Here is a 22,179-nt window from a genome sequence, read left to right as displayed (position 1 = left end):
AAGTTATCACTTAACTTACCGTTGCTGCTCTATGCTCATCATCAGCAATAATCTTAATTAAATCATTTGGGTTTAAGGTTAAAAGGTGCGTAACCTCAACCTCTAAAATTTCTGAAACCTGAAACAAACGATCGATCGTTAATTTACTATATCCCAGTTCAATCTTACTGTAGGCATTTTGTGAAATTTTTAATTTTGCCGCCAGATAATCCTGGGTATAATCTCTGTATTCCCTGATTTTTCTAATATTTCCGGCAACGTTTTTTGTTTTTAAAGCTAATACATCTTCCATAAAAAAGGATTGTTTTTTAATTTTTTCAATATATACGAGCCTACTATCCTTACAGTTTTTAGATTTGTTAATTTTTAGCACTATAAGGAATTACGTTAACGGTATATAAGAAACAAATGCGTTAAACAAAGGTTTAATATATTGAATTTATTTCTTGAAGTCAGAAGATTTTAAAATTAAATTTTTGGACTTATCAGCTGCATAAGCGCCTGTGAAGAAAATAAAAGCGTTATTCGGGGGGCTTAAGCATTGTAAAATAACAGGCGAATAAGAGCCAGGCACGAACATTTTTCATAATGTTCATGCCGGCTTGTTGATCCTGTAAAACTTAGATTAAGGTTTAAGAAATGGCTTCTGGCTCAATTTGAGGTGCCCGGCGTGAACCATCATATAATTCATATTCAAGCAGACGGCAATCCAGCTTTCCGTTATAAAACTCTAGCTTCCGTGAAGCTTTTAAACCTATTTTTTTGGCAAGGTCAGGATTGCCGGTAAAAATATATCCGGAATACCCTTTGCATTTGGTTTTCATAAAATCGCCCATGCGTTTATAGGTGAGTTCCAGTTTGCTGTGCACACCTAAACGTTCGCCATACTCCGGGTTAAAAACCACGGTGCCTTTGCCGTCTTCAGGAACGGGCGTAAGTTCAAAATCACAAACTTCAAACTCAATCAAGGTATCAACCCCGGCCGTTTTTGCATTTCTGCGGGTTACTTCCACAGCATCTTCAGATAGATCGGAAGCGATAATTTTAAGGTCGGTATTTTTAATCACCTGTTCTTTCAGGATTCTCCGTTCTGCGAAAAAAGCTTCTTCTTCATAACCTAAAATATGCATAAAGCCATAATTCATCCGATATAAGCCCGGCGCCCGGTTGGTTGCAATCAGTGCAGCTTCAATGGCCAGCGTTCCAGAACCACACATCGGGTTAATAAAAGGCGATTTTCGATCCCATTTGGTGGCATAGATTACACCTGATGCCAAAGCCTCCAGCATAGGTGCTTTTCCCGGTATTTTGCGATAACCATGTTTGGCCAGTGTTTCACCTGAAGTATCCATAAATACATCTGCATCTGCATCTTTCCAGTATAAATGTACTACTGCTTTATTCGCATCCGAACCAGAATCAGGGCGGATCCCCTTTTTCTCTTTCATGCGATCTACAATCGCATCCTTTACTTTTAAGTTGGCGAATAGTGGTGTGGTAATGTTGGGATTATCTACGTTGGAAGTTACGGAAAAGTAACCGGTAAAATCTATTAATTCTTCCCACGCTATAGCCGAAATTTCTTTGTATAAATCGTCAGGAGTAATGGCCTTAAAACTTTTAATTGAATATAAAATCTGACTGGCGCAACGCAGGTTTAAATTGAGTTTAATACATTCTGTAAGGGTAATATTTAGCTCAACGCCGGTTTGGAAAGCCCTTTCTATCGTGTAACCTAAGGCCGTAACTTCATCTTGTAAATAAGGAGAAAGGCGTTTATTGCAGGTGATAATTACCCTGCTTTTATTGTGGAAAACTTGCATCATAATATATGCGAAGTTATCAATAAAATTATAGAGATTTGGCTTTTATACGTACATTATTAGTATTAGTTATGGAAATTAAAGGAAAAGTACACGAAGTAGGTGCAACGCAGCAAGTGAGTGAAACGTTTAAAAAACGTGATTTAATAGTAGAATACGCAGAAAATCCAACATACCCAGAATATATCCGTTTTGAGGCTTTACAAGATAAAACTGCATTATTAGATACATTTAAAGCGGGTGATGAGGTTGAGGTTTTCTTTAATTTACGTGGCCGCCCATGGACAGACAAAACAGGTAAAACATCTTATTTTAACAGCCTTGTGATCTGGAGAATCAATGCGGTTGCTGCTGGTGCACAGCCAGCTGCTGCCCCGGCATATGCAGCTCCGGTTGATGTGAGCAATGCGCCAGGTGAAGATGATGATTTGCCTTTCTAAATAAAGAATCTTTTTTAAGCAAACAATTTTGAACCATGCCGGGGCTTTTGCCCCGGCATTTTTTTTGCGATTACTTTCTTAAATCTTCATTTTCAGTGTCATAACCCTTGTTAAAATATGTTAAAAACAATCTTCTCATTTCCCTAATCACTATTTTTGATATCTGATTAATTTAAAATCCCTTTCTGTTATCTCTTTTAAAGGTTAGGCAATACCGATTCATGAAAAAAAGAAGCTTTTGGTTTATAACTGTTTTAATGACCGTGGCACTACTGGGTGTTTTCGTGATGCAGTTATATTATATCAGGGAAGCTTATCAACTGAAATCTCAGCTTTTTGATGAACAGGTAAACCAGACTTTAGCCAATGTGGTTAAAAAAGTAGAACGTTTAAATGTAGCCGATCACCTGAATAAAAAGGATGCTGAAAATAAACTGAGGCAATTACAGGATTCCAGGCAAAGGGCGCTTGACATTAAAGATTTAAGGCAACAGTATGCGCAGGAATCTGAACTGCGGCAGGCCGAAAGGGAAAGCCAGATTGAAAACTACCTGAACCAGCAGGACAGCATTATCAGAGTTTCATACCGCGGGCCAAAGCTGATTTCTGAAAATGAATTTAAATCGCTTTCAGCACCAAAGGCATCTCTAACCGGTACGCGCCTGGATGTGGAAGTAGATGCGCTGGTGGACCTGAACAGCTTAAACCTGAAGGGTTACAGCATGCGTACCAAGCTCATTTCACCTGGTTCAAAAACGTTTAATTTCAGAACCCCTCAAAACCTTCCGGATACGATCAGGTATTTGGTGGCCGACCCAATGACCGGAAACCCACTGCTGGTTGGATTACCAAAAATTTCGGATGATCTGGAGAAAAAATTCAAACGGGAGGATGAAATTGCCAAAAAACGGCTGGAGCTTAAAATTGCGTCACTTGGAAAGGATACTTTCTCCTACACACGCTTAAGCATGGTAGAAGATGTTTCCAAAGAGTTACAGGAAATCAATGTGCCCTTATATAAACGCATTAATTTTGAGGTACTCGGTACCTTACTGAAAGAAGAACTGCTCACACATAACATTAACCAGAAACCCTCTTATAAGATATCACTCGCGAAAAAAGATTCTGTTTTATTTATCGAAGCGGCTAATGTTAAAAAAGAGTTTTTACCGGAGAATACCTATAAAATTCCGCTTTTTGGTAATGATTTGTTCCGGGATCCCGGAACTTTGATTGTAAGCTTCCCCAATAAAAATTCTGCCATTGTATCAAACTTAAGTGCAACCCTGGCTTCATCAGTGGGTTTGCTTTTGGTGCTGGTATTTATATTTTCTTATACGCTTTATGCCATTCTGAAACAGAAAAAAATATCGGAGATGAAGACTGATTTCATCAACAATATGACGCATGAGTTTAAAACGCCTGTAGCCACCATCATGATTGCCAGTGAGGCACTCAAAGACCCGGAGGTTACTGAAGATAAAAGCAGATTGAGCAGGCTAGCCAATATTATATATGATGAAAATGTGCGTTTGGGTAGTCATATCGAACGGGTTTTAAGTATCGCCAGATTGGAAAAAGGAGAGCTTAAAATGGAAAACACTGAGGTGGATATGAATGACCTGATTATTATTGTTTTAGACAGTATGGAACTGCAGCTTCAAAAGCGTAACGCCGTCATCAACCTTCATACCGAAGCTGCAAACGCCGTTATTTATGGTGATGAACTGCACCTCTCTAACGTGCTCTATAATCTGATTGATAATGCCAATAAATATAGCGCAGAGGTACCTGAGATTACTATTTCGACCAGAAATACCAATAAACATTTGATTATCGAAATCTCTGACCGGGGGATAGGGATGACCAAGGAACAATCTAAAAGAATTTTCGACCAGTTTTACCGTGTGCCTACTGGTAATTTGCATGATGTAAAAGGTTTTGGCCTGGGCCTGAATTATGTTCAGGATATTATTAAAAAGTTAAATGGTACCATAAAAGTGAGCAGCGAGAAGGATAAAGGAACAACATTTGAAATATCTTTACCTTTATAAATCAAAATATATTGGCAGATAAGTGTAGTTGAGGAATACAAATTGCTTTTGCTTACAAAATTTATCAAAAATTGTGGTGTTAATCGCTGTAGGCATTAAACCACCATGCATATTCAGAATCAAACATTTAGTGTAGCCAAGCTGCATACGTGAATAAAATCAAGAAAATGAAAAAAATACTTCTGGTAGAGGACGATCCAAACTTAGGTTTATTATTACAAGATTATTTGCAGTTAAAAGGCAAGTTTGATGTGGTGTTATGCAATGATGGCGAGGAAGGTTTAAAGGCTTTTAACAAGCAAAACTTTGACCTTTGTATTTTCGATGTGATGATGCCAAAAAAAGACGGATTTACCTTGGGTAAGGATGTCAGGAAGGTGAATGCACATGTTCCCATTATCTTTGCTACCGCTAAAACCATGCTCGAAGATAAGTCGGCTGCCTATGATTTAGGTGGTGATGATTATATTACCAAGCCATTCCGTATTGAAGAACTGCTACTCCGGATTAATGCCATGTTTAAAAGGGTGGCGAGCAAGGGTGGCCAAACTGAAGAAGTACCGGAAACGGAATTTACCATTGGCGAATATCATTTTGATTATACCACACAAATTATCACCCATCACGAACAACAACAAAAGCTTTCAACTAAAGAAGCAGAATTGTTGCGCTTGCTGTGCTTAAAGAAAAATACGGTTTTAACCAGAGAAGAAGCCCTGTTAAGTATCTGGCATGATGATAATTACTTTAACGGGCGGAGTATGGATGTGTTTTTAAGCAAATTGCGGAAATACCTCAGAGGAGATTCAAACGTAGAGATTATTAATGTTCACGGTAAAGGTTATAAGTTGCTGGTGAGCTAAAAATGATAAAAAGATAATTTAAAATCGTCTTCCTGAACTTGTTTCAGGATCTCTTAAGGGAATGTATTACAGAAAGGCTGCATGTTCGATAGATGGAGCCTTTCACTGTTTTATAAGTATAAATTTTCCTGTATCGCTGGAATAATATTCCTTTCCTGAGCAAGCTTAAATAAGGTGTCCACCGCTTTTCGTCCTTCTTCTCCCAGGTTAATACTGTATTTATTTACGTAAAGTTCAATGTGTTTATACATCACCGCCTCATCCATGGCTTGTGCATGTTCACGGATAAAATCAATTCCAGATTTTGGATGGGCGAAAGCATATTCTACAGACTGGCGAATCAGTCGGTTTACTTTTAATTGCACCTCACGGTCTAAGGTTCTGTTAATTACAATTCCGCCTAACGGAATGGCGCAACCTGTTAATTTCTCCCAGTAATCGCCCAGGTCTACTATTTTGGTTAAGCCTTTATTTTGGTAAGTGAATCTGTTTTCGTGGATAATCAGGCCTAAGTCAATCTCATCTTCGAGCAAAGCGGTTTCAATTTCGGAGAAAACCATTTCCTGCTTATTCTGAAGTTCAGGATAGGCGATGCCGAGTAAAAAGTTAGCTGTAGTGTATTTTCCCGGAATTCCGATGCGAAGAGACCCGGGATCAGTTTTCAATCTTTCAGCTAGTGTTTGCTGATCAAACTTACGGCTAATTAACAAAGGGCCAACGCCAAAACCCAAAGCGCTGCCTGCATCAAGCAATGCATATTGACGGGCTGCATAAGCAAAGGCATGAAAGCTTAGTTTGGTGATGTCCAGCTGGCCTTTCATAGCTTTCTGATTTAAGGTTTCCACATCATCATAACTTACTTCAAATGTTAATCCTTCTGTATCTATTTTGTGGTGTATAAGTGCATCAAATATAAATGTATCGTTAGGGCAGGGAGAAAATCCGAGTGTAAGTTTCATAAATTCAAAAATAAAGATTGTAAAATACTTAAACGTCATCATGAGTTCATTTCCTCAGTAAAGGAGATGGCCCAGCTATTTAAATTTTTAATGGCCAAACCCATTTTCCAGTTTTCTTTATTGCGTGGTTCAACATAATTTGATACACTTCGGATTTGAATACAATCCATATCAGCCTGCTTACAGGCGTAGAAAACTGCTGCACCTTCCATGCTCTCCGTAGTGGGATTTAATCTTTCCGTTAAATTTTTAATGCTTTTTTCACTTCCTGTTACACAGTTTACCGTTATTCCTGTTGCTGAACGCAAATCAATATTTTCTTTGTTTCTGGCTATAAAATGGCTTTCTCCAAAGCCTAAATCAGTTATGGAGAGAAATTCATCTCCGTTTTCTGCCCCAAGCTCGGCAAAGTAATCTTCGGTAATATTTAACAGGGTGCCTAATTCTATATTCCGGTCAAAGCAACCGGCAATTCCGAAATTAAGTACAAGTTGATACGTTTTGGTTAAATGCTGGCCAAGTGCAAAGGCTGTTGCCACCATCCCTACACCGGTGATGAGTACATCAAAATGCCTGCTTTCTACAAAATCTTTTTCGGGCAGATGATAGTGCTCGTAAAAAAAAGCAAGTTCAGCTCTGGTCGCGGCAACAATTAAAGTTTTCATAAGGTAAATTTAGCAGATAGTTTGATTAAACACCGGTTTCTTTAAGCTTTGATGTTTAGGCTTAAGGCATTATCATTATATTTGCGGTTTATTCAATAGTAATGATTTATATAACGAGAAAAGCATCATTCAATGCGGCCCATAAATTGGCAAGAACCGATTGGGATGATGACAAAAATAATGAAGTTTATGGCAAGTGTGCAAACCCGAACTGGCATGGTCATAATTATTGGTTATATGTTACAGTGAAAGGTGAAGTTAATCCGGAAACGGGTTTTCTGGTGGATTTAAAGTGGCTGAAAGATGTGATGAACAATTATGTTGTAGATAAGGTTGACCATAAAAACCTTAACCTGGATGTAGACTTTATGAAAGGCAAGCTGGCTTCAACAGAAAATTTGGCCATAGAAATCTGGAATCAGCTACTGGCTCCGATTGCTGAAAGCGGTGCGATTTTACATTGCGTTAAAATCTACGAAACCGAAAATAACTTTGTTGAATACTTTGGTTAAAACCCCATATTAATGAGCACTAAAGATGTATTAAAAGGAGAATCGATAGATGGCTATGTAAAAATAGATCGCTATAACGATGATAAAATTGAAGCTGTAGCCTCCCATTATAAAGATATTTTAAGTCAGCTGGGTGAAGATCCTGAGCGTGAAGGTTTGGTGAAAACGCCAGAACGCGTGGCCAAAGCTTTACAATACTTAACCCATGGTTATGATTTAAAGCCGGATGAGATTTTAAAATCTGCAATGTTTAAAGAGGAATACAGCCAGATGGTTGTGGTAAAAGATATTGAGGTATATTCCATGTGCGAGCACCACATGCTGCCATTTTTTGGAAAAGCCCATATTGCTTACATTCCCAACGGGCATATTGTGGGTTTAAGTAAAATTCCGCGAATTGTGGATGCTTTTGCCCGCCGTTTACAGGTTCAGGAACGTTTAACCAACGAAATCAGAGACTGTATTCAAAATACATTAAACCCTATGGGGGTTGCAGTAGTAATGGAATGTAAGCATTTATGCATGTCTATGCGTGGTGTTCAAAAACAAAACTCCGTTACCACCACTTCTGCTTTTACCGGTACATTTTTAAGTAACGATAAAACAAGGTCTGAATTTTTAAGGCTGATTACGGCGAGTTTAGATTAATAAGAGGTATCAAGTTAAAAGTATTAAGTAGTTGGTATCAAGTAAGGCGTTGAAGTGAGCCGCTCCACGCTGAAACGCGAGCCGCCAAACCTAAATTATAATGAAAGCATATATTTTTCCCGGACAAGGGGCACAATTCGTAGGCATGGGTAAAGACCTTTATAATCACCCGAAAGCTGCTGAATTATTTGAGAAAGCAAATGAAATTATCGGTTTCCGCATCAGCGATATCATGTTCGGCGGAACGGATGAAGAACTTAAACAAACCAATGTAACACAACCTGCAATCTTCTTGCATTCTGTTATTTTAGCAAAGGTTTTAGGTGATGATTTTAAACCAGATATGGTGGCCGGTCACTCCTTAGGTGAATTTTCTGCATTGGTTGCTGCAGATGCACTGTCTTTTGAAGATGGCTTTAAATTGGTTATAGCCCGTGCAAATGCTATGCAGAAGGCCTGCGAGGCCCAACCCTCTACTATGGCTGCAATTTTAGGCTTGGCCGATGATGTAGTTGAAAAAATCTGTGCTGAAATCGATGCAGTTGTTGTTCCGGCAAATTATAACTGCCCGGGCCAGCTGGTTATTTCGGGCAGCATTGAAGGAATTGACCTGGCTTGTGCTAAATTAACGGAAGTCGGTGCAAAAAGAGCTCTCAAACTTAATGTTGGCGGAGCATTCCACTCTCCTTTAATGGAGCCTGCTAAAATTGAACTGCAGGCCGCCATTGAAGCCACCAATATTTCTGCTCCGGTTTGTCCGGTTTATCAGAATGTTGATGCTAAGCCCTATACTGATCCGGTAAAGATTAAGGAAAATTTGATTAAGCAGTTAACAGGTGCTGTACGGTGGACGCAAACTGTTGAACATATGCTGGCAGACCAGGCTACAGAATTTGTAGAAGCAGGCCCGGGTAATGTTTTACAAGGATTGGTAAAAAAGGTAAGCCGGGAAGTGCAAACCAGTAGCGCAACTATTGCCTGATATTTCTAAACAGCACCATAAACAAAATATTTGTGGTGCTGTTTTTATCTATATTTACCTTTATCAAAATTAATGACATTGAGCTTTGGTGTAAAAATTAGATTTCTGCTGTTTGTATTGGCCTGTTGCCTGATTACAACCTCTATCACATTAAGCAAATTTACCACCAAATCTGAGCTGCTGGAAAGATATGCAAGGGAAGTTCAAACTAACCTGCTGATTAAGGAAAAGAATGTAGAAGATTTTCTTTCCAATAAAAAAGAAGTACAGAAAGCGAAGCAACTGCATCATAACCCGAAAGGTGCCATTGATTTTTTAAACACTTACAGGAAAAATAAAGGAATCAACCTTTTAACTTTTCAACATAACCAACTTAAATTCTGGAGTTCCTATAAAGTAACAGATTTCGATCTTTCCAGGGTAAAAGAAGGAAAATCCGTATTGTTCTTTTATAATGGATGGTATGAAGTAATTAAGCATTCAGAAGGCAGCTTTTGTTTTGTTTTTCTGATTAGCATCCAATCTCAATACCCGTTTAGGGAAACACCATATTTTAAAAATGACATTGATCCGTCTCTGACGAATTCGAAAATACTAACGCTGGCTTCTTTTACCGATAAGGATGTTTATGTCATCAAAAGCCTGGATAACAAATTTTTGTTCGGGCTAAAGATAAAACCAGGATATAGCAACGATTATTATTCGGTTACACAGCTCTGGCTGTTTATTGGCGGCATGCTGTGTATCTGCATGTTTTTTAATTCATTAAGCGCACTGATTGCCAAAAAAGGCTATCTTGTTTCAGGTACTTTTCTGTTACTGGCGTTCTTTGCTTTGTTCCGGTTTTCAGATTTATATTACGGTTGGTTTAACCACCATTTTTCACTATCACTGTTTGATCCGCGAATTTATGGAGATAGTTTTCTCATGCCTTCTCTTGGTGATTTCATGCTGAATGTATTTTCTTTAACCTGGTTTTTACTGTTTGTATACAACCACAAAGAGGAATACCAGTTTGCCGGATGGATCAAAAGGAGTAAAGTACTGGGTATCCTCATCCATGCGATTTTACTGATTTTCATCGGCATTATAGCTTATTATAGTGATGAGGTCTTTTTCGGGCTTATTTATAATTCCAAAATCAATTTCGAGATTATTAACATTTTAAAGTTAAGCGGCTCAAGCTGGGTCAGTATTGTGATCCTGTGTTTGGTATGGTTTCAGATCTATCTGATTACGGTAATCACTGCTACAATAACGTTATCTTTGAAGGTTACCAACAAAGAAAGGCTGATTATCTTTTTGACCGCCTTTGCCGCACTATTTGTATACAAAGCCTTAACAGATTTTACTGCCTTTTTTATTGTTTTTGCACTTATTCTGTTTATCATCGCAAGAGGAATCTATGTACAGGGAATCAGGTTCTCGGTTGGTTTATTTGCCATTGTTTTTTTCTGCCTGGCTTTCAATACATCCATTAAATACATTAAATATAAGGATATAAAAGAACGCAGCCTCCGTGAACCGCTGGCCCGCAAAATTCAGTCGTCAGAAGATCCTAATGCCATTATCTCGCTAGGTGTATTCGAATCACAATTGCTTAATGATGAGTTTTTAGTGCGTTATTTTAAACAAGGCGCCGTTACCAATTATACCGTATTAAAAAACCACATTAAAAATTACATGGACGGGTACTTATCCCGTTATGATTATCAGATTTATCCTTATAACAGAAACGGACAGAGCATTGATAATGTGAGAAGCCAGCCTTTTTCAAAATATAAGGAACTGGTTGAATCAGGTTCCGTTAAAATTAACGGAGGTAATTATTTTTACCAGGTGAACAATACCTTTGGTTATCAGGACTATTTCGGTATTATATCTGTGATAGACCATGGGTCGTTATTGGGTACGCTGGTTGTTGAACTCCGTTCGAAACCGTATAATTATAATAATAAATTACCTGACTTACTTGGCGATCAGAAATTGATCAGAGATGAAGACTTCAGGGGTTATTCCATCGCCTTCTATAACAATAACCGTCTTTTAAATCAATCTGGAAACTATACCTATCCATTAGACGGGCATAATTTTAAGGGCAAAAAGGATGATTTTGTAAGCAGTAGTGATAGCACACTTCCATATAGTCACCTGATTTACAAGCCTTCGGATAATAAAATGGTGGTCATCAGCAAGGAAAAAGTGGGTTATGTGGAGCGTTTGGCGGCTTTGTCTTTCTTCTTTCTCGTTTTTATCATCTTCTCCTTATTACTTTACGGGTTGGTGTGGCTCATTAAAAACCTGGATGATGAACGGGTAGGCTGGTTTAGCATTAACCGCTCACTCATGATTAATGCCAACAAAATATTGTACAAAACCCGTATTCAGGTATCTATTGTGCTCTCTGTTGTAGCTACCTTACTCATTGTAGGCTGGGTAACTTATTATTACATGGACAATGAATACAGGGGACAGCAAAATGCCGCCATTAAAGATAAGATCAGAAAAGTACAGCAAAATTTTGAGAAACAGGTATTTAGCGGGGGGATTAATGATGACGAAAATGCCGTTGCTGATTTTAACAACTTTGCAGATATCAATAATGCCGACCTGAATCTTTATGATACAAAAGGCAACCTGATCATGACAACCTATCCCAAGTTATATAATTATAAGGTGATTGGTAAAAAGATGGGACCGCTGGCATATACCTATCTTACCCAGCTCAAACGGTCAGAATATATTAACCCGGAAGAAAAGGTGGGCAACCTGACTTACGCAGCTGCATATGCGCCTATTCGCAATGCACAGAATGAAACCATCGCTTACATTGGTTTACCTAATTATTCCAATGAAGAGGAATATTCTGATAAGATTGCACTTTTCGTCAGTAACCTGATCAATATTTATGCACTCGTGTTTGTTGCGGTGGGCGTTTTAGCCGTATTCCTGGCCAATCAGATTACGAGTCCGTTAACTTTTATCCAGGAAAGCATTAGCCGAACCAGGATCGGGCAACGTAACGAGCCTATCGTATGGCGGAGACATGATGAAATCGGATCGCTGATTAAAGAGTATAACAGCATGATTGCGGCGCTTGAGGCCAGTGCGGTGAAGCTTGCCCGCTCTGAAAGGGAAAGTGCCTGGCGGGAGATGGCCAAGCAGGTGGCACATGAAATTAAAAACCCGCTCACTCCGCTAAAACTGGGTGTTCAGCTGCTGGAGAAATCCTGGCGGGAAAATGATCCCAATTTTGAGGTTAAGTTTAAAAAGTTTAGTAAATCATTCATTGAACAGATAGACAGCCTTTCTAAAATAGCCTCTGAATTCTCAAATTTTGCCAAAATGCCTGATACCAATCTGGAGAAAATAGAGATTCTGCCGGTACTGGAGCAGGCCAGAGAAGTGTACAAAAATACCGGTAATGCAGAAATAAACCTGCTGAATAAATCCAGTCAGCAGATTTATATCCTGGCAGATCATGACCAGTTATTGAGGAGTTTTAATAACTTGTTTAAAAATGCCATTGAGGCGATTGAAGGCAATGAACACTGTTGCGTAACGGTGGTTTTATACAACGATAAATCGCATGCTTTTGTAGAAATCAAAGACAACGGAAAAGGAATTCCACTGGTATTACACGATAAAATTTTTGTACCAAATTTTACCACTAAAACTTCCGGAACTGGTTTGGGGCTTGCTTTTGTCAAGCAGGCTGTAGAAAATGCGGGTGGCGAGATAAGTTTTACTTCAGTGCCTGATGTGGGTACTACGTTTTATCTTACATATCCACTGGCATAAAGGCCTTATCTTAATTCTACCTGGGCTTTCCCCATTGTATTGCCATTAGTATATAAAATAACAGTATAAATTCCTTTCATGAATGATTTTGGATTCTTCCAATCGATCACGTAAGAGCTGTTGTCATTATTGTAGTCTATATAGATGGAATGACTAAACTGCATCTCCTGGCCATCGGCCTCAAAACGATCTCCGTCATCAGCCAGTAAATTCCCTGCAGGGTCAAATACCCGCAGGTAGATGTTGTGGTGGCCCTTTTCTGCAAGCTCATTTGGGATAATAGTAAAGCGAACGCTTAACTTTTCTGCAGCTGAAGATTTGCTAACCTGAACTTTTTTTCCGCTCGATTTTGTCCTAAAAGCAAAAATTTCTGCATTCTGTAGCTTTAATGCCGCTGCAGTTTTAACCTTGGCACTAAGACTGGCGTTTTCATCTTCTAAGCCTGAAGCTCTATTACTGATGTTTCTTAGGGTATTCTCCAGGCTGTCTCGGCTGTTTTTCAGGAAAATATTGTCTTTCTGAAGCTGGATAATCTGATCATTATAATTCTTCACAAAAACCTTCAGCTCACTAATCTGGGTATTGGCTTTATCCAGTTCGCCCTGGGTAATCTCTCCTTTTTCTAAAGCAAGTTTAAGTTCTTCAATTTTCTTTCTGGCCAGTTGCTGCTCTTCTACGAGTTTTTCATTTAAATCAAGATTCAGTGCATTTACTTTGTCAAGCTCTACTTCAATTTTTTCCACTTCTAAACGAAGTTTATCTTTTTCTGTACTTACTGTTACAAACTTTTTGCTCTGTTGTCTGTCTTTAAAAAATAAATAAGCGTTTGTTCCGACAAGTGCCGCAATAACAATGATCAGAAAGTAGATTTTATTCCTATCTCCCTTATTAATCTTTTGTGGTTCCATTCTTAATAATGCTGTATCTTCTTAAATTAATATACTTTTGTTCTCCCATAGGTATAAGGGGTACAATTAATTTAGCAGGGCGCAAAATAGAATTATTAATAAAATTTATAAGAGTTTTTAAAAAAAATCGTTTAATTGCTAAGATTCATTTGTATTACACACACAAATAAAACATCCTGAATAAAAAATAAGACAGAATAATGCTTAAAAACTTTCTATACGCACTTTTAATTGTAACTACACTACCATATATATTAAATGCTCAACCACCATCAAAAATTGCACCAAAAAGAGAGTTCAGGGGCGTTTGGGTTGCCACGGTGACCAATATCGACTGGCCCTCAAGGCCAGGATTAAGCGTTGATCAGCAAAAGCAGGAGCTGATCGGTATTCTTGAACGCCATAAATCACAGGGCATGAATGCCATTATTTTACAGGTAAGGCCTGCCGGCGATGCTTTTTACGCCAAATCAAGGGAGCCCTGGAGCCAGTGGTTAATGGGAAGGCAAGGTTTGGCTCCGGCACCTGGATATGATCCTTTAGCTTTCGCCATTAAAGAATCTCATATCAGGGGGATGGAACTGCATGCATGGTTTAATCCTTACCGAGCCAGCATGAGTAGCAGCACTGTGTTCAGTGAAAATCATGCCATCAGAAAACACCCCGATTGGTTTTTTACTTATGGTGGTAAAAAGCATTTTGATCCGGGAATACCTGATGTCAGGGCATATATTGTTCAGGTTATTTTAGATGTAGTAAAGGAGTATGATGTGGATGGGATCCATTTTGATGATTATTTTTATCCCTATAAACTTGAAGGACAAACCATTAATGATTCGGAAACATTCAATAAATACAAAGAAGACTTTACTGATATCAGAGACTGGAGAAGGAATAATGTTAACCTCTTGATTAAAGAAATAGATGACAGTGTTCATCATTATAAAAAATGGGTAAAATTCGGCGTCAGCCCTTTTGGAATCTGGCGGAATAAAAACGAAGATCCGGAAGGTTCTGCTACCAGTGGCTTATCCAATTATGCGGAACTTTTTGCCGATAGCCGGAAATGGGTAAAAGAAGGCTGGGTAGATTATATCAATCCACAGATTTATTTCTCTTTTACCAGGAGGGTTGCACCTTTCGGTACACTGGTTGATTGGTGGAGCAACAATAGCTATGGCAGGCATGTATACATCGGGCAGGCTGCCTATCTGGTAAATTCACGTGCGGAGAAAGCCTGGAGTAACCCTGCTGAAATACCCAATCAGATCCGGTATTTAAGAGAGAACAGCCGCATTCAGGGCAGTGTGTATTTTAGTTCCAAATCATTAAGTACAGTGGCAAGATCTTTGGCCGACTCACTAAAAAATAATTATTATAAATACCAGGCTTTACCGCCGCAAATGCCCTGGCTGGATGAAGTACCGCCCAATCAGCCACAGCAATTATCAGCCGATGCACTTAAAGATGGTGTTCATTTAAAATGGGAGAAACCATTAAAGGCTAAAGACGGGGAAACGGCATCAGGTTATGTGATTTATCGCTTTGCAGAAGGAGAAAAGATCTCTGTTCTTGATCCGAAAAACATCATCAGAATCAGTTTTGAAGATTATGTCTCGTTTATAGATACCGGTATAGAAAATGGAAAGCGTTATAGCTATCTGGTAACGGCCTTAGACCGGCTCAAGAACGAAAGTGAGCCCAGCGGACCTGTAGGTGTGGAGGTTCCTTTGGCAAAGGAATAGCGGAGTTGGTAAGGTGTGCGGATAGCGGCTTAGCTGATGAGTTGGGAAGTTGAAATGGTTCTGGCTGGATGGGGGAGTTGCTCATTTGATCAAGAAAACAGTAAATATGTGCAACCGATTGCTGTTTGGGGTAAATAGTTATACTTTAGTACGGGTATAATTTTATCAAACCAGGTATAGCATGAGCAGGAAGTGTAAATTCTTAAGATTTATGAGATCAGTATTATGGATTTATTTTCCGTTAATAATGGTGCTGAACTCCTGCAAATCGCCGCAAAACATGGTTAATTATTCCTCAGATCAGCGTGGCTTAAAAGACTTCTATCAATCTTATTTTTCAATTGGTGTGGCGTTAGGCATGAAAGACCTTGCCGGAAACGCGGTGCCGCTGATCAAAAAACAGTTCAATAGCATTACTGCAGAAAATGCAATGAAAATGGCTTCTCTGCAGCCTAGAGAGGGTGTTTTTTACTGGAAAGAAGCTGATTCTATCATCAGTTTTGCACAAAGAAACGGCATTAAAGTTCGCGGCCATAATTTATGCTGGCATGAGCAAGCTCCAGATTGGCTTTTTAAAGATCATGAAGGTAAAGAAGTAACCAAAACAGTATTGCTGCAAAGATTAAAAACACACATTACTGCGGTCGTAAGTCGATATAAGGGAAAAATTTATGCTTGGGATGTTGTTAATGAAGCCATAGATGATGATCCAAAAGAATATTTAAGAAAATCTAAATGGTTCCAGATCTGTGGTGAAGAATTTATTGTAAAGGCATTTGAATATGCACACGAGGCCGATCCTGACGCTAAACTTTTTTACAATGATTATAATACCGAAAGGCCTGAAAAACGGGAAAGAATTTATAAACTACTAAAAAGTTTAAAAGATAAAGGTGTACCAATTGATGGCATAGGTTTACAGGCACACTGGTCTGTGCAGGAGCCTGGCGAAGATGAACTTAGGACAGCGATAGAAAGCTATTCATCACTCGGACTTAACATCCAGTTTACGGAACTCGATATTTCCATTTATCCATGGGAAAAAAATAAACGTGCCCGCAGACCAGGTGAATCGGACGTGTTTACGCCCGAACTGGAAAAAGCACAACGGGATAAATATGCGATGGTTTTTAAAATTTTCCGCCAATATAAAAATGTCATTACCAATGTCACATTCTGGAATATCTCCGACCGCTATTCATGGCTGGATAATTATCCGGTAGCTGGAAGAAAAAATTATCCGTTGCTTTTCGATGGGCATTTCCAGCCTAAAAAGGCCTATCAGGAAGTCATTAACTTTAAAGATTAACCAGATGAAGAAACTAGTCCTTATTATGATATTCCTGGGTTGCAAAGCCATCAGTCAGGCTGCAGGTATTGATCCATTCATTTCAAAAAGCTATGTTAAGGGAAGTTTTGCACTGGCAGGCAAAGGCATGGTATCTTCTATTCTGGTAAGTGGAAATGAATGGCCTGGCGTTATCCGGGCCGCTACTAATCTTCAGGTGGATGTTGAAAAAGTTACCGGCTTAAAGCCAGCTTTTCTAAGCGATAAAACAGCCAATACCGCCATTATTATAGGTACCATAGGAAAGAGCAATATTATTGATCAGCTAATTCAGGATGGTAAAATTAATGTAGCCGGTGTGGCAGGTAAATGGGAAAGCACCTTGATTGAAGTGGTGATGAATCCTGCGCCGGGAATAGATTCAGCACTGGTGATTGCGGGCAGTGATAAACGTGGAACCATTTATGGGATATATGAATTATCCGGGCAGATGGGTGTTTCACCATGGTACTACTGGGCAGATGTTCCGGTTAAAAAAAGTGAAGCGCTTTTTGCCATTTCAGGCAGGCATATTATTGCTTCGCCTGCTGTAAAGTACCGCGGCATATTTCTTAATGATGAAGCTCCGGCACTTTCGGGCTGGAGCAAAAAGGAATTTGGGGGCTTCAACAGCAAATTTTATAGTAAAGTATTTGAATTGATTCTGCGTTTAAAAGGCAATTACCTTTGGCCAGCCATGTGGGGCAGCGCTTTTAACGATGATGATCCTATGAATCCGGTTTTGGCTGATGAATATGGTGTAGTAATCGGGACTTCGCACCATGAACCTTTGGCCAGGGCACATGATGAATGGAAAAGATATAAAGGTGGCAAATGGAATTATGATCAGAATCCCGAACAGCTGCGGGCCTTTTGGGAAAGTGGTTTGAAGCGTGTGGCTGATAAGGAGCAGATCATAACAGTTGGTATGCGTGGTGACGGAGATGAACCCATGACAGCCGGAACGGCTACCGCATTACTGGAAAAAATCGTGAAAGACCAGCGTGAAATCATTGAAAAAGTAACGAAAAAACCCGCTTCTGAAACACCTCAATTATGGGCACTCTATAAAGAAGTACAGGCCTATTATGATAAGGGCATGAGGGTGCCTGATGATGTTACCTTACTGCTTTGTGATGATAACTGGGGCAATATCAGGAAACTGCCCAAGCTTAATGAGGCACCCAGAAAAGGTGGTTATGGCATTTATTATCACTTTGATTATGTGGGTGATCCACGAAATTATAAGTGGATCAATACCAATCCCATCCAAAAAATCTGGGAGCAGATGAATCTCGCTTACGAGTATAATGCGAATCAGATCTGGATTGTAAATGTAGGTGATTTGAAACCAATGGAATTCCCCATTTCATTCTTCCTGGATTATGCATGGGCACCAGATGCCATCCCCGCAGAAAAACTGAAGCAATATACCATCGATTGGTCTGCACAACAATTTGATAAAACCTATGCCGTGGAAATTGCTGAAATACTTGACCTTTACTCCAAATATAACGGTCGGGTAAAGCCAGAATTGCTGAATGACCGTACCTACAGCTTAACCAATTACAATGAATTTGAAAATGTAGTTGCAGATTACCAGAAACTGGAGCAAAAGGCCAGATTCATTTTTGATCAGATCCCGGCCGAGCAAAAGGATGCTTATTATCAGCTGGTCATGCATCCTGTAGAGGCCAGCGCGAACCTTTACAACCTTTATTATCATGTGGCCAAGAATAAGCTTTATGCCAAACAAGGTCGTTTCGACACAAATGCAATGGCTGATCAGGTTGCAGCATGGTATAAACGTGATGAAGAAATCACTCAATATTATAACAAAACCATGGCCAATGGAAAATGGAACCACATGATGGATCAAACCCATATTGGCTATACCTCCTGGCAGCAACCTGAAAAGAATGCTATTCCAAAAACGATAAGGCAGACTTCCGGCTCGGCGCAAACTAAGCCACAAATGGGGCTGGCCATTGAAGGGAGTGATTCTTCCTGGGTAAGCAATGAAAAAGTAAATGTTGCTGTTCCAACTTTTGATCATGATATCAATTCATCACATTATATTGAATTATTTAACAAGGGTAATGGTTCTGTAAACTATCAGATAAAGGCTCCGTCGCATGTTAAACTGAGTACGGCAAAAGGAATCTTAAATGAGGAGAAGAGAATCTGGATCAGTATTGACTGGGGCAGGGCACCAAAAGGGAAAACACTGGCAAACCTTATGATAACCGGAAGTGATGGAACAAAATTAAGTGTTCCTTTATCTTTAAATCATGCAACATATACGAACCAAATTGTAAATGCTTTTGCAGAACGTGACGGTTATATTTCTATGGAAGCACCAAATTATAGCAGGGCAATGAGTAACCGCCCGATATTTTGGAAAACCATCCCGAACTACGGAAAAACCACAGGAGGAGTGCTTCCGGTTCCGGTTACATCACCTGCTCAAAACCTGGATGCCAATACCCCGCATCTGGAGTATGATCTTTATCTTAACCTCGCAGGTACATTTAACCTTCATACTTATATTTCACCTACCATTGATTTCACCAATAGTGATGGATTAAAATTTGCCGTTTCCATTGATGATGAGCCACCAGTGATCGTCAATATCAGTGCCGGATATCAAACAGATCCCGCCTGGCGACGATCAGTAGCCGATAATATCAAGATCTTCAAAACAGCCGTGAATTTCAAAAAAAGCGGCAGGCATACCCTTAAATACTGGATGATAAACCCGGGAGTGGTATTACAGAAACTGGTACTCGACCTGGGTGGCCTGAAGCCAAGTTTTCTTGGTCCACCGGAAACTTTTATAAGTAAATCAAAATAAACTTAACCATTTATAAATCTTAAAATGATGAGAAACATTAAAAAATTATCTGGACTGGCCTTAGTTATGGCACTTGCAGTAACCAGTTCCTGCCAGCAAAATGCAAAGAAAAACACTTCAGAAACAGCTGATACCAGTAAAAAATCAAAGTATCTTTCGCAGCCTTTAATCAGTGAAATTTACACGGCAGATCCTTCGGCACATGTTTTTAATGGGAAAATATACATTTATCCATCGCATGATATCGATGCCGGGGTACCTGAAAACGATAATGGCGATCATTTTGCCATGAATGATTACCATATCCTGAGTATGGACAGTATAAATGGAAAGGTAACAGATCATGGCGTAGGTTTAAGTATAAAAGATATTCCATGGGCAGGCCGCCAGCTCTGGGCACCTGATGCAGCCTTTAAAGACGGTACTTACTATCTGTATTTTCCGGTAAAAGATAAACAGGATGTGTTCCGTATCGGGGTGGCCACGGCTAAAGATCCGGCAGGTCCGTTTAAGGCAGAACCAAAACCAATAGAAGGAAGTTTCAGTATTGATCCTGCCGTATTTACTGATACAGATGGTTCAAGTTATATGTATTTCGGAGGTATCTGGGGTGGTCAGCTACAACGCTGGAACAATGGCAAATACGATGCAAATGGTTCAAAAACCGATTCTCAAAAGGAAAACGAGCCTGCATTAACGGCGAAAATAGCAAAGCTGAGTAAAGATATGTTAACTTTTGATGGTGCGGTGAAAGATGTAGTCATACTCGATCAAAATGGTAAACCATTGCTCACCAAAGACCATGACAGGCGTTTCTTTGAGGGCGCATGGATGCACAAGTATAATGGAAAATATTATTTTACATATTCTACCGGTGATACACACTTTTTAGCTTCGGCCATTGGCGATAGTCCTTTCGGGCCATTTAAGTATCAGGGTACTTTTATGAATCCGGTTCAGGGATGGACAACACATCATTCTATTGTTGAAGTGAAAGGCAAATGGTATATCTTTTACCATGACACCCAGCTTTCAAATAAAACGCATCTCAGAAATATAAAGGTGACAGCACTTACGCATAACCCGGATGGAACCATAGCCTTAATAGAGCCGATGAAAAAATAATTCAGCATTAACCTGATTGGTTTTAGCACAAAAAGGCTGATGATTTTTAAAATTTTGCGCTATCACTTTAAGCTTCGTAAGTTGAATTTTCGGCTTGCGAAGTCTTAAGGTTTATCCAATAGGCTTTACCAGTTTAGAAAGAGTTTGGTTAATTTTTTAAACCACGTAATTTGCCATCACATAATCTCGCATTCAGCTGCGTAGAACGTGATCATTTATTTCGCGATGTAAAAGCAAAGTATTAAATTAGTTTGCTAAACCTAATTCTAATTCATGACCGAGCCTAAACAACGCCTGCTATCACTTGATTTCTTCAGGGGATTAACTGTTGCCGCGATGATTTTAGTGAATAATCCGGGTAGCTGGGGCCACATTTATGCGCCTTTAGAACATGCAGAATGGAATGGTTGTACACCAACAGATTTAATTTTTCCTTTTTTTCTCTGGATTGTTGGTGTCTCCATTGCATTTGCGATGAGCAGTAGTAAGGCAGATCCAAGCACACACTACAAAACCATCAATAAGGCGATCAAAAGAGGTGTTATTCTGTATCTGCTTGGATTTTTCCTGGCCATATTCGGCAAAATGATGGCCGTTATGACTGATGGTAAAAGTCTTTTAGAAGCTTTTCAAACCGTCAGGCTGCTGGGTGTTTTACAGCGCATTGGGATTGTATTTGTCGTAAGTAGCATCATTTTTCTAAAAGTTTCCACCCGGGGCATATTCAAATTATTAATTTCCATTTTAGCCATTTACTGGGCACTCATGACTTTTGTGCCCGTACCTGGCATAGGCTATGCAAATCTTGAGAAAGAAACCAACCTGGCTGCATGGATTGATAGAGGGGTTTTAACCGAAGCACATACCTGGTCATCATCAAAAACCTGGGATCCTGAAGGTATATTAAGTACATTACCGGCTATAGGTACCTGTTTGTTTGGCATTCTGGCAGGGGTATGGATGCGTGGAAAAGATACGGATCAACCTACAAAGGTAGCCTGGTTATTCACTGCAGGTATAGCTGCGGTTATTTTAGGGTTACTTTGGGATTTACAGTTTCCCATTAACAAAGCCTTGTGGACCAGTTCATATGTATTGTATGCCGGTGGTTTGGCATCTATCGGATTTGCACTTTGTTACTGGCTGATTGATGTTCAGGGTTATAAAAGAATTACACAGCCTTTTGTTGTTTACGGCGTAAATGCCATTACTGTCTTTTTTCTGGCAGGCCTGATGCCACGTATGTTAAATTTTATTAAACTGCCAAATGCTGACGGTACTCAATCACCATTACTTGAAAAGATGTATGCTACGTTTTATACGCCTTTCTTTTCGCCTGTTAATGCATCATTGGCCTGGGCCATAAGTTATGTGCTTGGTTTCTACGTACTCCTGTATCTCATGTATAAAAAGAATATCATCATTAAGGTTTAATTGTTAAATTGGCAGAACAATCGGTTGAAAAATAGAATC

The 22,179-nt window shown here is 39.4% G+C and carries 17 protein-coding genes; 12 read left to right on the top strand and 5 right to left on the bottom strand.

Annotated features, from left to right (window positions below; genetic code table 11):
• Positions 1-10 precede the first annotated feature (10 nt).
• Together OQX64_RS14545 and OQX64_RS14540 are read right to left on the bottom strand one after the other, a co-directional pair.
• Positions 11-292, bottom strand: a complete 282-nt coding sequence (locus OQX64_RS14545) for a helix-turn-helix domain-containing protein (RefSeq protein WP_088299853.1) — start codon at positions 290-292, stop codon at positions 11-13.
• A 340-nt stretch (positions 293-632) separates the two neighbouring features.
• Positions 633-1,823 carry a THUMP domain-containing class I SAM-dependent RNA methyltransferase gene (locus OQX64_RS14540; RefSeq protein WP_265819627.1) on the bottom strand — a complete coding sequence of 397 codons (1,191 nt, stop codon included), beginning with the start codon at positions 1,821-1,823 and terminating at the stop codon, positions 633-635.
• Positions 1,824-1,894: 71 nt separating this feature from the next.
• Between OQX64_RS14540 and OQX64_RS14535 the strand changes: the two genes are divergently transcribed.
• The 3 genes from OQX64_RS14535 to OQX64_RS14525 all read left to right on the top strand — a co-directional run bounded on the left by OQX64_RS14535 (position 1,895) and on the right by OQX64_RS14525 (position 5,180).
• Entirely contained in the window at positions 1,895-2,263 is a 369-nt protein-coding gene (locus tag OQX64_RS14535) for a DUF3127 domain-containing protein (protein ID WP_088299852.1), read from the top strand.
• Between the two features lie 221 nt (positions 2,264-2,484).
• The gene (locus OQX64_RS14530; RefSeq protein ID WP_265819301.1) at positions 2,485-4,317 is read left to right on the top strand and encodes a sensor histidine kinase; all 1,833 of its coding nucleotides are present in this window, start codon (positions 2,485-2,487) and stop codon (positions 4,315-4,317) included.
• 167 nt (positions 4,318-4,484) lie between these two features.
• Positions 4,485-5,180, top strand: coding sequence for a response regulator transcription factor (locus tag OQX64_RS14525; RefSeq protein WP_172406430.1), 696 nt, complete (start codon positions 4,485-4,487; stop codon positions 5,178-5,180).
• Between the two features lie 110 nt (positions 5,181-5,290).
• Here the strand turns inward: OQX64_RS14525 and OQX64_RS14520 are convergent, their stop codons facing one another.
• Complete coding sequence (locus OQX64_RS14520) at positions 5,291-6,139, bottom strand: menaquinone biosynthesis family protein (RefSeq protein WP_265819300.1); 849 nt, start codon at positions 6,137-6,139, stop codon at positions 5,291-5,293.
• Between the two features lie 38 nt (positions 6,140-6,177).
• Positions 6,178-6,804, bottom strand: coding sequence for a futalosine hydrolase (mqnB, locus tag OQX64_RS14515; RefSeq protein WP_088299849.1), 627 nt, complete (start codon positions 6,802-6,804; stop codon positions 6,178-6,180).
• Between the two features lie 101 nt (positions 6,805-6,905).
• Between mqnB and OQX64_RS14510 the strand changes: the two genes are divergently transcribed.
• The 4 genes from OQX64_RS14510 (at position 6,906) to OQX64_RS14495 (ending at position 12,747) form a co-directional block, all read left to right on the top strand.
• Positions 6,906-7,316, top strand: a complete 411-nt coding sequence (locus tag OQX64_RS14510; RefSeq protein ID WP_088299848.1) for a 6-pyruvoyl trahydropterin synthase family protein — start codon at positions 6,906-6,908, stop codon at positions 7,314-7,316.
• Between the two features lie 12 nt (positions 7,317-7,328).
• The gene (folE, locus tag OQX64_RS14505; protein ID WP_088299847.1) at positions 7,329-7,964 is read left to right on the top strand and encodes a GTP cyclohydrolase I FolE; all 636 of its coding nucleotides are present in this window, start codon (positions 7,329-7,331) and stop codon (positions 7,962-7,964) included.
• A 100-nt stretch (positions 7,965-8,064) separates the two neighbouring features.
• Positions 8,065-8,946: an ACP S-malonyltransferase gene (gene fabD / locus OQX64_RS14500; protein WP_265819299.1), complete on the top strand. Its 882-nt coding sequence runs from the start codon at positions 8,065-8,067 to the stop codon at positions 8,944-8,946.
• A gap of 72 nt (positions 8,947-9,018) precedes the next feature.
• On the top strand, positions 9,019-12,747 hold the full coding sequence (locus OQX64_RS14495; protein ID WP_265819298.1) for a sensor histidine kinase: 3,729 nt from the start codon (positions 9,019-9,021) through the stop codon (positions 12,745-12,747).
• A gap of 5 nt (positions 12,748-12,752) precedes the next feature.
• Here the strand turns inward: OQX64_RS14495 and OQX64_RS14490 are convergent, their stop codons facing one another.
• Positions 12,753-13,655, bottom strand: coding sequence for a hypothetical protein (locus OQX64_RS14490; protein ID WP_088299844.1), 903 nt, complete (start codon positions 13,653-13,655; stop codon positions 12,753-12,755).
• Between the two features lie 200 nt (positions 13,656-13,855).
• Between OQX64_RS14490 and OQX64_RS14485 the strand changes: the two genes are divergently transcribed.
• The 5 genes from OQX64_RS14485 to OQX64_RS14465 all read left to right on the top strand — a co-directional run bounded on the left by OQX64_RS14485 (position 13,856) and on the right by OQX64_RS14465 (position 22,140).
• Entirely contained in the window at positions 13,856-15,400 is a 1,545-nt protein-coding gene (locus tag OQX64_RS14485; protein ID WP_088299843.1) for a glycoside hydrolase family 10 protein, read from the top strand.
• Positions 15,401-15,611: 211 nt separating this feature from the next.
• A complete protein-coding gene (locus OQX64_RS14480) occupies positions 15,612-16,709 on the top strand; it encodes an endo-1,4-beta-xylanase (protein ID WP_265819297.1) in 1,098 nt (365 codons plus the stop codon).
• A gap of 4 nt (positions 16,710-16,713) precedes the next feature.
• A complete protein-coding gene (locus OQX64_RS14475; RefSeq protein WP_265819296.1) occupies positions 16,714-19,581 on the top strand; it encodes a glycosyl hydrolase 115 family protein in 2,868 nt (955 codons plus the stop codon).
• A gap of 24 nt (positions 19,582-19,605) precedes the next feature.
• A complete protein-coding gene (locus OQX64_RS14470) occupies positions 19,606-20,706 on the top strand; it encodes a glycoside hydrolase family 43 protein (RefSeq protein ID WP_322974962.1) in 1,101 nt (366 codons plus the stop codon).
• A gap of 273 nt (positions 20,707-20,979) precedes the next feature.
• A complete protein-coding gene (locus OQX64_RS14465; protein WP_265819295.1) occupies positions 20,980-22,140 on the top strand; it encodes an acyltransferase family protein in 1,161 nt (386 codons plus the stop codon).
• Positions 22,141-22,179: the final 39 nt, after the last annotated feature.

Source organism: Pedobacter sp. GR22-10, assembly GCF_026239715.1.
In the GTDB taxonomy this organism is placed as follows: Bacteria; Bacteroidota; Bacteroidia; order Sphingobacteriales; family Sphingobacteriaceae; genus Pedobacter.
The sequence above is the reverse complement of the archived record's forward strand: the minus strand, read 5'-3'. Positions and strand labels throughout refer to the sequence as shown.